At 59.4% G+C, this 13,001-nt stretch carries 11 protein-coding genes; 7 read left to right on the top strand and 4 right to left on the bottom strand.

The features are described 5' to 3' along the window. The first annotated feature begins 1 nt into the window (after position 1). Both ACERZ8_RS12605 and ACERZ8_RS12600 read left to right on the top strand, forming a co-directional pair. Positions 2-964: an nSTAND1 domain-containing NTPase gene (locus ACERZ8_RS12605; RefSeq protein ID WP_407592531.1), complete on the top strand. Its 963-nt coding sequence runs from the start codon at positions 2-4 to the stop codon at positions 962-964. Next, complete coding sequence (locus tag ACERZ8_RS12600) at positions 961-2,868, top strand: HEAT repeat domain-containing protein (RefSeq protein ID WP_407592530.1); 1,908 nt, start codon at positions 961-963, stop codon at positions 2,866-2,868. Before ACERZ8_RS12605 ends, ACERZ8_RS12600 begins: the two co-directional genes overlap by 4 nt. Positions 2,869-2,874: 6 nt before the next feature. Here the strand turns inward: ACERZ8_RS12600 and ACERZ8_RS12595 are convergent, their stop codons facing one another. From ACERZ8_RS12595 to ACERZ8_RS12580, 4 genes are all read right to left on the bottom strand, one after another. After that, positions 2,875-5,910: a patatin-like phospholipase family protein gene (locus tag ACERZ8_RS12595; RefSeq protein ID WP_407592529.1), complete on the bottom strand. Its 3,036-nt coding sequence runs from the start codon at positions 5,908-5,910 to the stop codon at positions 2,875-2,877. A 162-nt stretch (positions 5,911-6,072) separates the two neighbouring features. Then, positions 6,073-7,110, bottom strand: coding sequence for a betaine/proline/choline family ABC transporter ATP-binding protein (locus ACERZ8_RS12590; protein ID WP_407592528.1), 1,038 nt, complete (start codon positions 7,108-7,110; stop codon positions 6,073-6,075). Positions 7,111-7,119: 9 nt separating this feature from the next. Next, a complete protein-coding gene (locus ACERZ8_RS12585) occupies positions 7,120-8,154 on the bottom strand; it encodes an ABC transporter permease (RefSeq protein WP_407592527.1) in 1,035 nt (344 codons plus the stop codon). 85 nt (positions 8,155-8,239) lie between these two features. After that, entirely contained in the window at positions 8,240-9,205 is a 966-nt protein-coding gene (locus ACERZ8_RS12580; RefSeq protein ID WP_407592526.1) for a glycine betaine ABC transporter substrate-binding protein, read from the bottom strand. A 239-nt stretch (positions 9,206-9,444) separates the two neighbouring features. Between ACERZ8_RS12580 and ACERZ8_RS12575 the strand changes: the two genes are divergently transcribed. The 5 genes from ACERZ8_RS12575 to ACERZ8_RS12555 all read left to right on the top strand — a co-directional run bounded on the left by ACERZ8_RS12575 (position 9,445) and on the right by ACERZ8_RS12555 (position 12,971). Continuing rightward, a complete protein-coding gene (locus tag ACERZ8_RS12575; RefSeq protein ID WP_407592525.1) occupies positions 9,445-9,816 on the top strand; it encodes a hypothetical protein in 372 nt (123 codons plus the stop codon). Further along, positions 9,813-10,877 (top strand): Rieske 2Fe-2S domain-containing protein, encoded by a 1,065-nt coding sequence (locus tag ACERZ8_RS12570; RefSeq protein ID WP_407592524.1) that lies wholly within the window; start codon positions 9,813-9,815, stop codon positions 10,875-10,877. The genes ACERZ8_RS12575 and ACERZ8_RS12570 overlap by 4 nt, the downstream gene beginning before the upstream one ends. Next, positions 10,874-11,629, top strand: coding sequence for a hypothetical protein (locus ACERZ8_RS12565; RefSeq protein ID WP_407592523.1), 756 nt, complete (start codon positions 10,874-10,876; stop codon positions 11,627-11,629). The genes ACERZ8_RS12570 and ACERZ8_RS12565 overlap by 4 nt, the downstream gene beginning before the upstream one ends. Beyond that, entirely contained in the window at positions 11,626-11,889 is a 264-nt protein-coding gene (locus ACERZ8_RS12560) for a hypothetical protein (protein WP_407592522.1), read from the top strand. The genes ACERZ8_RS12565 and ACERZ8_RS12560 overlap by 4 nt, the downstream gene beginning before the upstream one ends. 71 nt (positions 11,890-11,960) lie before the next feature. Next, a complete protein-coding gene (locus ACERZ8_RS12555; RefSeq protein WP_407592521.1) occupies positions 11,961-12,971 on the top strand; it encodes a hypothetical protein in 1,011 nt (336 codons plus the stop codon). Positions 12,972-13,001 lie beyond the last annotated feature (30 nt).

Raw genomic sequence — 13,001 nt, 5'->3', positions numbered from 1 at the left:
AATGCTGCTGCCAATCTCGGTGGTGCTGTCGATGCGCGACGAATATATCGGGCAACTCGCCTCTGTGCCCGACCTTGCGGCCAAACGTCAGACCTCGCGCTATCGGCTGGATTATCTCACGATTTCGGACGCCCGCGCCGCCATCCAGAAACCTGCCGAGGCGTTCGGCTACACCTATGGCGACGAAATCTTCAACGAGGTGATCAACGCCCTCAAGAAAGAAGACCGATTTGTCGAACCTGCGCACATTCAGATCGTCTGCGACAAGATCTGGGAGCTGTTCGGCAGCGCACTGACACAGCATCCGGGCAAATCCCTGCCTCAGATCTCATACGAAGACTTCATGAAAAAGACCGGCGGGACGGTCCGGATTCAGCAAGAGTATTTCAAGGAAATTCTGGAAAAATTCGAACGTGCCGATCAGTTGGAAATTCTCGACATGCTGTCGGACCTTCTGACCCAAAGCAGCAAACGCAATGTCGTGGAATACAGCACCCTTGTCGGCGGGGCCTTGCGCAACGCAGGCAAACGCGCATCCCTGATCCTGGACATGCAGGCCAGCGGGATCGTGCGGCAAGAAGCACGCATGGGCAGTCAATTTGTTGAAATTGCGCATGAATTCCTGATCGAACCATTGCAGTCCGAAATCGTTCAACACGTCACGCAATCCGAAAAACTGTTCCGGTTTGCCCAACGCGCCGTGGCCGGGGCCTTTGCGACACGCGGCGATCAGGCCCGTCAGGACCTTGCCCAGCGCGCCGAGAACCTGACGCGCAATGCAGTCGTGGCCTTGCTGGAAAATGCGGAACGCTGCCATTGGACGCCCGAAGTCGTGGACCTTGTCGTGCATGCCGCCATTCAAAAGGGTCTGTCGGTCAAAGGGTTCAGCACGCTGTTCAATATCCGCGCGGCGACCGTGCAGCCCATCCTCCCGAGCGTCGAGAGAGAGGAAGGCATCGCATGAGCAGCGGATTGCTTACCATCATGCAGCACTACGCGCAAAACAAGGATGCGGCTGTGCGGCGCAACCTGTGTGACGCGCTGGTGGCGGACGGGTCACCGGAAGCGGCCGACATACTGCTTGACCTTGCCACGCAGGACCCGGATGCCGAGGTCAACGCACTGGCCGCCGAACAGATCGCCGGGCTCAGCCCAAAACAACTGGAGGCCGTGCAGCCAACGCTTGCGCAACGGTTCTCACCCGAAAAGGGCAAGGGCCAGACCCTGAACTGGGTGCGCTGTGCCAACAGGATCGCAAAGGGAACGCACACGTCCCTGTTTGCCGGTTTGGGCACATGGCGCCAAGAGGTGCGCGCCACACGGAAACTGAACCGTCGGCTGCTCTTGTCCAGAAAGAACGAGTTCGGCCTCGGCGCGCGCCTTTTGAACCGGCACATGCTCATCTCGATTATTGCGGCTGTCGCTCTGACGATGATCATGTTCGCGCTGCTTGTGCGCAATCCGCACAGTGAATTGTCGTGGGGATTGCCGTTCATCGGCGCGATCAGCATCGTGCTGGCCGGGATACCGCTGGCCGTCATGTTTGCACCGCCCACGCTGGCGTTCCGGCGCAGCGTGATTGCCTATGTCGACGCGATGACCGTGGTGAAGTTCGCCGCAGTCCCGATCATCCTGATATGGTTGCTCAGCGTTGCGTTCGGAGAAACGCTTGATGCCCAGTTTTTCGGGCCAATACTCCTTTACATCGTTCTTCCGCTCTTCCTCGTGCGTCTGGCCCTGAACGTGGCGACGCATGTCAGGCAACGGCTGGCCTATCCGCTGTTGCTGTGTCTCGTGGCCATGGGCGTCCTTGTGGCGGTCTATTCGATCCTTTTGTGGATTTTGGATGCGATTGCGCCGCGATGGTACGAGTACGGCAACATCATGAGCGGGCTTTTGACGATGATCGTTCCGATGTCGCTGTTCATGGCCATCCATCAGGGCAGCTTCGGCAATCAGGTGACGCAGACCGGCGAAACGCCAAGATCGGTGATCTATAACAAGTTGCACTGGATGTCGTTTGCCGGTCTGGCATCCGCATTCATTGTCGTCGTCGCAATTGCTCCGGCAACCGGGGTGGCTCCGCCCGGGCGTGGCGAAAGCACGGTCATCCAGTTGGCGGGCATCGACGGAAATGGCAATTCAACAGCGCCCGCGCTGTCGGAAGAGGGTCAGCACCTTGTTTCCGAGATCAAAGCAGCGCTGCAAGTCTTGATGGTCGACATCGCGGAGGAAGGCGGCAACCGGCAGGTCGTTTCCTACATCGAGGAAATGCTGCCAAAGATAACCCCAAGCGCATCTTTCCGGTTGTTGCGGACGCAGGCAGACGGCCTTTTGGACGCGGTCTATGTGTCCAACCTGCCCTCGGAAAAACTGATCGCTTTTGAAACCATCGCCAATCAGCTTTATCAACTGTCAGATGTCATCGAGTTTTCGAGGCCCGTCAATCTTGGCCAGACCGTCGTGTTCGACCGCACGAGCCGGATCATATTCGAGGCAACGTCGCCGGGCTACCTAGCCGTGTCGGTGACCGCGACGCGGAACGAACGTCAGACCGATGTGGTCATCTGGCTGAACGGCACAATGATTGATGAACGGTCGTGGAGCGATCCGGAACTTTTCGAAGGCGAGATCAGACGCGCCAGCAACACGCTGATTGCAGATGTGCCCGCCCGCAAGGTGAACATGGACAGCGTGGTGTCCCATTTTCAGACCAGGATCGCTTATCTGGTGAACACAGTTCTGTCGCTGGACATGGAAACCCGCAACAATCAGGACGGGACGGCCTCTGATCTGATGTTCAGTGCCGTCTACAATTGGGCGCCCAACCCAGCGCCCGTGGATAAAAAGTCGGGCCCCAGTTTCTGACCCGCCTCAGCCATCGCGCTCCGGCGGAATGCGCTGGTAGAGCCGGGTCAACCAGTCACCCACGCTGTCCACGTCGCGCCCTTCGCCCACAAGTGCGGGCTTCAGAAGCGATTTTGCCGCATGCACACCCAACTCGCGGAATGCTTCAAACTGGTGTTCGTCAAAGAACTGATCGGCTGTCGAAACATTGGGAAACGCGGGATAGGCGTGGCGATAGGCGTTGATCAACTCGCTTTCATTGCCCGTCATCGACAGCTTGATGATCAAAAGCAGGCCCTTGCCCTCAAGCTTGCCATCCACAGCCGGATAGTCGATCTCGCACAGCACGCCATGCGCGCGCGACATCCCGGTGTCCGGGTCTGCGCGCAACTCTTTGAGGTCGGTGTGGATGCGCACGCCGAAATCCACCGCGGCGTGGCGCACAACTGTCAGGATTGTCGAAAAACCACCCGCGGCTTCCGCGCTCGCGTCCACTGCAACGATGAACTTGCAACGTCTGCGCAACAGCTCGTAAATCGCTGAATTCTCAAGATGCGCGCCATCCGTCAGCATCAACCATTGGCGATGTTCGTCGAGACCAAAACCGAACATCTCACGCAGCAGCATCCACGCACCCGGGCGTCCGCCGGTGCCCTCGGGGCCGTCCTGGTTCACATCGGGGCGGCGCACCCAAAACCCAAGCCGAATGTTGAGGAAGGACAACAGCGCACGGGCCGAGGACATCGACAACAGCGCCATATGCGGTGCCACGGCCGCGCCGGATGTCGCAACAGCCGTCGCCAGATCGATCTCCTGTTGATACCAGCGCCGCCAATTCGCAGTGCGGCGATACCCCGTCACGGGCGACCCGCACCAGTTCTTTGAAAAGACAAAGAAGTCGCCTCGCCGTTCGCGCATCTCGATCGCTTCGCTGTTGGGCAGGTTCACCACGGCGTTGAGCAGCAGATAGGGCGCGCGCTGATCTGGATCGAGGTCGGACAGCGGCACGTCCAGTGTACCGTCCTCGTTCAGCCGCACAAAGCTTTTGGCAAGCTGCTCTCGATAGAGCCAGTGCGGTCCCGTTACATTGATATTGATCACCGCAAGCGCCGTGGCCACCAGGACGCCCGCGATACACATCAGGACAAAAAGGCCCGGCGTGACTTTTGCGTCCGGGGCCAAGTCGGACACAACAATGCCCTTCGACGTCCCAAGATAGTAAAGCGCATAGCCAAACATCAGCGCCAGCAACGGCGCCAAAATCGAGGCGATGATCATGACGATCCGGTTGGCGATCCCCCGCACCTTCGGTTTGTCCAGCATTGGCAAAACACGGGACAAGGCGGGCAGCACTGCCGCGATAAGCGCCGTCACCACCAATACGCCCGCGATACACATCAGGACAAAAAGGCCCGGCGTGACTTTTGCATCCGGTGCCCAGTCGGACACAACAATGCCTTTGGACGTCCCAAGATAGTAAAGCGCATAGCCAAACATCAGCGCCAGCACCGGTACCGCAATCGAGGCGATGATCATGACGATCCGGTTGCCGATCATGCGCACCCACGGTTTGCCCAGCATTGGCAACACACGGGACAAGGCGGGCAGCGCCGCCGCGATGGTGGCAATCGACACGCTGGCCCCCACCCCTCCGTTTTCCACCATGTCGACAAATTGGACGTAGCCCCAATGCACCACAATCAGACCAAGCAGAAACACCGATGCCAAACCGAAAACCCACATGACAACGGGGCGCAACTTGCCCAATTCATACGGAAGCCAGGCATAGGCCAGAAAGGCCAACGTGACCGAAACCGCGCTGAACATCACCAGACTGACGTAGTCGAAGTCAACCAGAACAATGGCAAGCAGACCGACTGCAACAAGCGAACAAACCCAGATGCCGAAATCCCGTATCCATTCAACAGACATGGACACTCTTGCCTTGGTCAATGCGGCAATGCCCAAGAAAACAAGCGCAACGAGACCGACCCATAGCGTCGGTGGTTCAAACACGTCCACAAGGTGCATCATCGACACCAGAACCGCGATCAATGCCGCGGGCGCAGTCCAGTTCAGGACCATGCCTGCCAACAGGTTAAAGATCAGCCCAATGGTCTTGAGCGTATTTCCCGTGATGAGGTAATTGGCCCTTTTGCGCAGGTACTTCACAGCCTCCGTATCCGGGCCTTCGGGGTTGGCGACCTCTTTCGTACCGCTCTCGGCGATACGGCGCGCCAGAAAGGCCCCAGTGAAACCACCACCGCTCACCGTCGACATCAGATCGATGCTATTCATGATCTTTTCGTTCTCGGCCAGCACCTGCGCCACACCAAGACTAAAACTCGCAGACCGGATGCCGCCACCCGACAAGGCAAGGCCCGACACGTCGCTCAGCTCTAACGGTTCATCGCCAGTTTTCTTATCGTCAGTTTTCGAGGCGTTGCCCACTTGCGGGTTCTGAGTGGTGGTTTCCGCCTCTGTCTCATAAAGCGCCCGCCGTTTCTCGATGGCTGCAGTCTCCGAGGCATTGATGCGATCGACAATATGCTTGGGGTCTTTGTCTCCCGCCTCTTTGGGGATCGTGTCGTCCTTGGGAATGCCGTAGACGAGTGGTGCGTCGGGAAAGCCCGGTGTCATGCGGTCAGCAGGAAATACGGGCAGGTCCGTCCGGTAAGCCATCCGGTGCAGGACAGTCGCGAAATCACGGAACTCATCCTGAATGCCACGCAACGCCGTGCGAAACTCGACTGCACCGTCGCGTGTGTCCAACTCCCCTTCCAGACGCTTGCGGTGCCATTTTGCCATGAACCCGCGGAATTCGCCGTTCAGAAAGGCAACTGTCTTTTCAGAGAATTCAACGCACCCGGCATTGTCCGCGATGACCTTGCGCGCCAGCCCGAACAGCTCATACAGACTGTCAAGCGCGCCCTTTTCATCACCTTCACTGAAATGCAGCCGCTGCGTAGAGACGCGGGTAAGGATTTCCGTCAGGTAGACATGGGCTGCAACGGTGTTGGGGTCGGGGTCGGTCGGGTCCTCTGGCGGCGTATCAGCACACATATCAAAAATCCTTGGCGTCTTAATGCTTGTGCCCGGTCTCAAATTCAGGCGTGAAATGCGTCATGGCACGCCGCGATCAGGCAATGGATCAGCACACGCGTCGATGGAAAGTGTAAACACGCTTTGCGCAGATCACCAAAGATTTTCGGCCATTCTGCCCGGTCAGGCCGCCGTGTCGCTGCCCGAAATGCGGGGCACCAGCGCCTTGACCAGATCCTTCATGTCCAACTGGCCCACGGCCTCGTCACCATCCATCACCCGGTAGATCAGGCGCGTGTCACCATCCGACAGGGCGATCATGTCTTCAAGATTGGCATTCGCAGGCACATCCCCGTCGAACTTTGCGCCGCTCAGCGGGCGCATCACAGAACGCACACGCAAAACGCGCGCCCGGTTGATGTCGCTCACAAAGTCTTCGATGTAGGGGTCGGCGGGGTTGAGCAATATGCCCTGCGGCTCGCCCTGCTGCACCACCGCGCCGTCCTTGAGGATCACAAGGTGGTCGGCCAGTTTCAACGCTTCATCAAGGTCATGGGTGATGAAGATGATGGTCTTTTGCAGCTCTTTCTGCAGCTCCAGCAACAGGTTCTGCATGTCGGTGCGGATCAGGGGATCAAGGGCCGAAAACGCCTCGTCCATCAGCATGATGTCGGTGTTGGCCGTCAGCGCGCGCGCAATCCCAACGCGTTGCTGCATACCGCCGGACAGTTGCGCCGGATAGCGCCCTTCGAACCCGTCAAGGCCGACCCGGGCCAGCCATTTGCGCCCCTCGGCGTCCTGCGTTTCGGCATCAGCCCCCTGCACACTCAGCGGCAATTGCGCATTTTCCAGCACCGTCTTGTGCGGCAACAGCGCGAATTTCTGGAACACCATCGACATGCGTTGCTGACGCATCTTGCGCAACGCGTCCGCATCCAGTGACATCACATCGGTGCCATCAACAAGGATTTCGCCCGCCGTCGGGTCGATCAACCGGTTGAGATGGCGGATCAGGGTGGACTTGCCCGACCCGGACAGCCCCATGATCACCGTGATTTCACCGGGTTGCATATCGACATTGATGTCGCGCAGGCCCAGCACGTGACGGTGCTGATCCAGCAGCGTCGCCTTGTCCATACCGTCCTGCACCAGTGACACCAGGGCTTTGTCATTGGGTCCGAAAATCTTGTAGAGGCCGCGAATTGCGACTTTGGCAGTCATGGCAGGCCCCTATTTCGACTTGGCGCGTGTGTCGACGCGGTTCAGCGCGGCCTTGGACACGCGATCCAGCACCACGGCCAGCAAGACGATGCCAAGGCCCGCAACAATGCCGACGCCCAGATCAAGCGCGCGAATGCCGCGCAGGACAAGCACGCCCAGACCGGGGGCCGACACAAGCGACGCAATCACCACCATCGCAAGGCTCATCATGATGGTCTGGTTCACGCCCGCCATGATGTTTGGCATGGCAAGGGGCAGTTCCACCCGCGTCAGCTTTTGCCATGCCGTCAGGCCAAACGCATTGGCCGCCTCGATCACGTCCCTGTCCACAAGGCGGATGCCAAGGTCCGTCAGACGGATCACCGGCACGATCGCGTAAAGGATGATGGCAATGCCATACAGCTTTGATTCCGTGACGGAAAACAGAAAGATCAACGGAATGAGATAGACAAATGTCGGCAATGTCTGCAGCAGATCGAGGATCGGCACGATGCTGCGTTGTGCGGTGTTCGACTTGCTCATCCCGATGCCGATGGGCACCCCGAACAGCACGGAAATGCCGGTGCACACAAACACAATCGCCAGCGTCTGCATCGCGACCTCGTAGTGGTCGATAAAGGCAAAGAACAGCAGAACAAAAGCGACAAAGGCCGTCACGCTGCGCGACCGGCTGACGACCCAGGTCAGCAGCAGCAGCGCAGGCATCATCACCCACCACGGTGCGGATTCGAACACGAACAGCGTGCCATCCAGCATCCATGACAGCGGCTGCGTGATTGGGTCGAGCACGAATTTCAACTCAGATCGGATGGACAGGAACCCGTTCTCCAACCCTTCGGTCAGATCGCGGGTTTGCCCGATCCGGGCACAGCTTTCGTGCAACGTGTCCAGCGACGGGAACGGCAGTCCGCCGGTTTCGGCAGCCTCTTCGCCGCCCTGCGCCTGCGCCAGCAACTGCGCCATGGACAGCGGCGCATCGGCCTTGTCTGCATCGCACCAGTCCCGCAGGCCAAGTGTGTCAAAAAGTGAATCGTAGCGCGCCACGCAATGTCCCCGTTCTGCCGCCCGTTGTCGGGCTTGTCATAGGTTCCCGCGCGCAGCATTGGCCGCGCGCGGCAGGTTTCAACGCTTACTGCAAAAGCGCGGACAGTTTGGCGCGGGCGTCATCGTTCAACCAGCCGCCCCATGTGTCCTTGTAGGTGGTCAGGAAATACACCGCCGCCTCTTCGTAAGAGGCCTGATTGTTTTCCTGCCAGGCCAGCACGTCGCCCATCTGGGCATTTGTGAAGGTCAGATTCTTCATCAACTCTGCTGCCTCGGGTTCCCGGTCAACAAAGGCCTGTGTGGCCGCCGTCACCACGTTGGACACGGGGTAAGAGGACAGACCGGGTGTCGCGCAATCCTCAAGCCCGTTGCAGATATGGGTGTCTGGGTCGTAGGCGGGCAGCTCGACCTGCACCATCGGGTACTTGCCCAGAACGGATGTGGGCGCCCAGTAGTAGCCAAACCATGGCTCCTTGGCCTCGGCAGCCGCAGCGATGGCCGTGGCCAGCGTCTCGCCCGATCCATGCTGGAACCGCTCGACCCCGGCCTCGCCCAGACCTGCGGCCTTGAAATTGTTGTTGTTTGTGATGTCACAGCCCCAGCCCGACGGACAGTCATGGAACAAACCACCGACCAGTTCGGGGTTGGCCTTGATGCCTTCCAGCGTGGTCAGTTCTGGATGTTCCTCGGCCAGATAGGCGGGGATCCACCACGCCTCGACACCGCCGTCCGACAGCACCTTGGACAGCTCGACCAGTTTGCCTTCATCGCGCAACTCTTCATAGACAGAGGTGTAGCTGGTCCAGAGTTCGGTCAGAATGTCAGGCTCGCCCGTCTCGGCAACCGAGGCCATGGCAGGTTCGGTTGTGGTCGGCACCGTGCTGACGGCACAGCCATATCCCTGCTCCAGCAGGAACTTGGCGACATAGGTCACCACAGCCGACGAGGCCCAGTCCATTTCAGTGATCGACACCTCGCCGCAATCGGCGGCGGCGATGGACGCGGCAGACGTTCCCATCATCAGTGTGGCGGCAAATGCGAGTTTTTTCATGTGTATGCTCCCTGTTCTGTTCGAATAATCGCAACAAGATGGCCCAAGTGATAGACCCAAACGACCACAAGGTAACAGTCCAATTGCAGCCACGCGCCATCGGAGGGGTCAAATGCACCGTGGCACGCGCGCCGTGATCACTTTTTCGCCCTGTCAGGGTCAACTGACAGTTTGCACTTGGGTCCGGCCCTGTGCCTTTGTAGGGTCGCACCAATATCGGGACGAACGGAAGGCGCATCATGGATATTGCACAGGCCCTTGTGATGGGAATGCAGGCATGGGGCATCATCGGTGCGATTGTTGCCGCCGTCTTTCTGACCATCGGCATGGACCGCATCGATGAAGACGCGCGCGGGGCCTATATCTTTCGCCCGCTTCTGATCCCCGGTGTCTTGCTGATCTGGCCGCTTGTGTTGTGGCGCTGGTGGCAGATCGAAACCGAAGCTGCCGGATGGGCGCCCCGCTACCGCGCCGTGCGCGCATGGTACGGACCCACCGTCATCCTGATGAGCATCGCCATCGTCGTTATCATCATCACCGGCCTGTCGGTCCGCCAGACATGGCCAGCGGACGCAGTGCCCGTGCAACTGAGCGATGGAGCGGGGCAATGAGCGTCAAATACACCCCCGTTCAATGGAACCGGAACAAATGGATTTATGATGGCGTGATGCTGGCCGGGGTGGCCGCGTTCCTGTGGGTCTTTCTATACATCACGCCGGACGCTCTGGGCCACGACCCTGCGATCAATCCCCAGATCCACAACGCGCGTGCCTTTGGCGCCTGTGCCTTTGTGATGCTGACCATCATCCTGTGCATCGGTCCCTTGGCGCGTCTCGACACACGCTTCTTGCCGTTGCTCTACAATCGCAGGCATTTCGGCGTCATGACCACCTTTGTGGCCATCACCCATGCCGGCTACATCCTCAACTGGTACTTCAACTTTTCCAGTTCGAACAAATATGTCGGCCTGCTTTACGCGAACTCAAGTTTCGGCCAGATCGCGGGCTTTCCCTTTGAAGTCTTTGGGATTTTTGCACTGATCTGCCTGCTGATCCTTGCCACGACCAGCCATGACTTCTGGCTCAAATTCCTGACACCACCGGTGTGGAAGCGGCTGCATTACCTGATCTATGCGGCCTATTTCTCGGTCGCGGCCCATATCAGCCTTGGCATTTTGCTGGACCAGCAGAACCACGTCTTTACCGTGATCTTCATCGGCGGCGCCGCCGCCGTCATCGTGCTGCACCTAGCGGCGTGGTGGTCCGAACGCGGGGATGTTGCGGCGCGCGATGGGGCTTGGATCGAAGTGGCACGGCCTGACGCATTCCGCGACGGATTTGCCAAGATCACCCGCCTGCCCAATGGGGACCGCGTCGCCGTCTATCTGATGGAAGGACAGCTGTCCGCCATCTCGAACGCCTGCGCGCACCAGAACGGCCCCTTGGGTGAGGGCAAAGTCATCGATTGCCTCGTGACCTGCCCGTGGCACGGGTTTCAATACGATGTCCGCTCGGGCCGCTCGCCTGCGCCCTTCACCGAAATGGTGCCGACCTACCGCCTGCGGCTGGAAAACGGCATGGTCGAGGTGCACCCGGACGCCAACCCGCCCGGCACCTATGTCGACCCCCTGCCCCTGCCCGCACCCATCACGCCCCAAGGAGAACCGGCATGAGCGACAAGCCCTTCTTCGTCGGTTACCTGCCTGCCCCGGGCCCTTTGCGGGTGTTCCTCTGGTCCGTCTGCATTATGCTGGTCGCCGGACTGGCGGCTACGGGCTACTTCCTTGGCGCGGCACAGGACGATCCCGGCCCCGGCGCGTTCCGCTTTGACTACGGGCGCCAGACTGTGACGGGCGTGGTCGAAATGACCCCCTACCCGGTCATCCACGTGACCCAAGGCAATGACCGCATCAAACCGGGTGACAGTTTCCTGATGACAGCGGGCGGAAAATCCGGCGTGGACAGCCGCGCGATGCCGCTGAATGGGCAGTTGGCCGAAGTTTCGGGCGTCGTGCTGGAACGCGGTGATCTTTACATGTTGCAGCTGCGCGGCGGGCGCAACGGGTTAAAAGCCGCCGAAGGTGACGCCCCCGAGGTGGCCGCCGAACCGCAGGGGCGCTGGCAACTGACGGGCGAAATCTGTGACGGCAAATGCCTTGCGGGTGCCATGCGGCCCGGGCGCGGACTGGCCCACAAGGCCTGCGCCAACCTCTGCCTGCTGGGCGATGTGCCGCCCATCTTCGTGTCCTCTCAACCTGTGCTGGGCGAAGAGTTCCTGCTGGTGACCGGCCCGGACGGCACCCGCCTGCCCCGCGCCGCCTATGACTACGTCGCGCAATTCATCACCGCCGAGGGCGAAATCACCAAGCGCGGCGATTTGCTGGTCTGGGAAATCGACACTGACACGATCGAGGTGACAGAATGAAACGCCTGATCTGGATGGCCATTGTGATCTGCGTGGCGGCTGTGTTCTTCTATTTGTCGCGATTCTGGACGTTCTCGCTCTGGCCGCGCAGCGGGCTGTTCGGGATCGAGGCGTTGCGCCCGCAAGGCAGCCTGTTGGGGCAGTGGCTGCGCGGAACCGATTTCGCGCCCTTCGAATTGCTGATCTGGGCGGTGGGGGCGTTCCTCGTGCTCACTGTGCTGCAAAAGCTCTATGATCTGCTCAACCCGCCGCCGGAATAGACAACAGTGCTTTATCGTAACACTTATGCGGGTATAGATAGGGCAAATGATCCAGATGCAGAGCAGGCATAATGGCAGGCAAAACCGCAAAAAAGGCGGCAAAATCCTTTAATATTGCCCTTGTGGGGCAATCCGGGCGGCTGAGCTACGAGGCGCTGCTGTTCGTGGCCTCCCTGCGCGCCAAAAGCCCGAAGTTCAAAGGGCGCGTGCTGATCGCCGAACCGCAGCCCGGCCCGCTTTGGCCCAAGGACCCGCGCATTGATGCGGTAGACGTGCGGGCCGCACTTGAGGATCTGGGGGCGGAAATCGTACCCTTCGCCTCAAAGCATTTTGGCAAAAGCTATCCCCCCGGCAACAAGATCGAAATGCTGACCGCCTTGCCCAAGGGTGAGCCGTTTGTCTTCTTTGACAGCGACACACTGATCACGGGCGAGTTGTCGGATGTGCCTTTCGATTTCGCGCGGCCCACTGCATCGATGCGCCGCACCGACACGTGGCCACAGTTGGAGCTCTACGGGCCGGGCTATACCGAGATCTGGAAATCGCTTTACGACGCCTTTGATCTGGATTTTGAAAGCAGCCTCGATCTGAGCGAACCGGACGAATACTGGAAGCGGTATCTCTATTTCAATGCGGGATTCTTTTTCGGGGAATGTCCGCATGTCTTTGGCAAAAAGTTCCTCGACTACGCGCTTTTTATCCGCGACACGCCACCCGATGCGCTGGTCTGTCAGTCGCTCGATCCATGGCTGGATCAGGTCGCACTGCCCCTCGTGATCCACGCCTTGGGCGGTGGGCGCGACAGTGCAGTGCATGCCTATCTCGACGGGCCGGTCACTTGCCACTACCGGGTGCTGCCGCTTCTTTACGCGCGCGAAGATCAGCGAGTCATCGACACGCTCGAAGAAGTGTCCAGCCCCAACAAGATCAAGAAAGTGCTCAAAGGTTACGACCCGATCAAGCGTATGGTTTTTCAGGGGCGCGGCGAAAAAGTACGCGCGCTTTTCGATCAGGACAATATGCCACGCAAGGAACAGGCGATCCGAAACCGGATCAAGTCCAACGGGTTCTGGATGCGCTAGCATCTGACGCGACGTAACTGGCCTCTACAC

The sequence above is a fragment of the Tateyamaria armeniaca genome, assembly GCF_045797845.1.
Lineage (GTDB): Bacteria > Pseudomonadota > Alphaproteobacteria > Rhodobacterales > Rhodobacteraceae > Tateyamaria > Tateyamaria armeniaca.
The sequence above is the reverse complement of the archived record's forward strand: the minus strand, read 5'-3'. Positions and strand labels throughout refer to the sequence as shown.

Excerpts from the sequence above, each read along its gene's own strand:
- ACERZ8_RS12605 (WP_407592531.1), top strand. The coding sequence starts at position 2 with ATGCTGCTGCCAATCTCGGTGGTGCTGTCGATGCGCGACGAATATATC.
- ACERZ8_RS12600 (WP_407592530.1), top strand. The coding sequence starts at position 961 with ATGAGCAGCGGATTGCTTACCATCATGCAGCACTACGCGCAAAACAAG.
- ACERZ8_RS12595 (WP_407592529.1), bottom strand. The coding sequence starts at position 5,910 with ATGTGTGCTGATACGCCGCCAGAGGACCCGACCGACCCCGACCCCAAC.
- ACERZ8_RS12590 (WP_407592528.1), bottom strand. The coding sequence starts at position 7,110 with ATGACTGCCAAAGTCGCAATTCGCGGCCTCTACAAGATTTTCGGACCC.
- ACERZ8_RS12580 (WP_407592526.1), bottom strand. The coding sequence starts at position 9,205 with ATGAAAAAACTCGCATTTGCCGCCACACTGATGATGGGAACGTCTGCC.
- ACERZ8_RS12575 (WP_407592525.1), top strand. The coding sequence starts at position 9,445 with ATGGATATTGCACAGGCCCTTGTGATGGGAATGCAGGCATGGGGCATC.
- ACERZ8_RS12570 (WP_407592524.1), top strand. The coding sequence starts at position 9,813 with ATGAGCGTCAAATACACCCCCGTTCAATGGAACCGGAACAAATGGATT.
- ACERZ8_RS12565 (WP_407592523.1), top strand. The coding sequence starts at position 10,874 with ATGAGCGACAAGCCCTTCTTCGTCGGTTACCTGCCTGCCCCGGGCCCT.
- ACERZ8_RS12560 (WP_407592522.1), top strand. The coding sequence starts at position 11,626 with ATGAAACGCCTGATCTGGATGGCCATTGTGATCTGCGTGGCGGCTGTG.
- ACERZ8_RS12555 (WP_407592521.1), top strand. The coding sequence starts at position 11,961 with ATGGCAGGCAAAACCGCAAAAAAGGCGGCAAAATCCTTTAATATTGCC.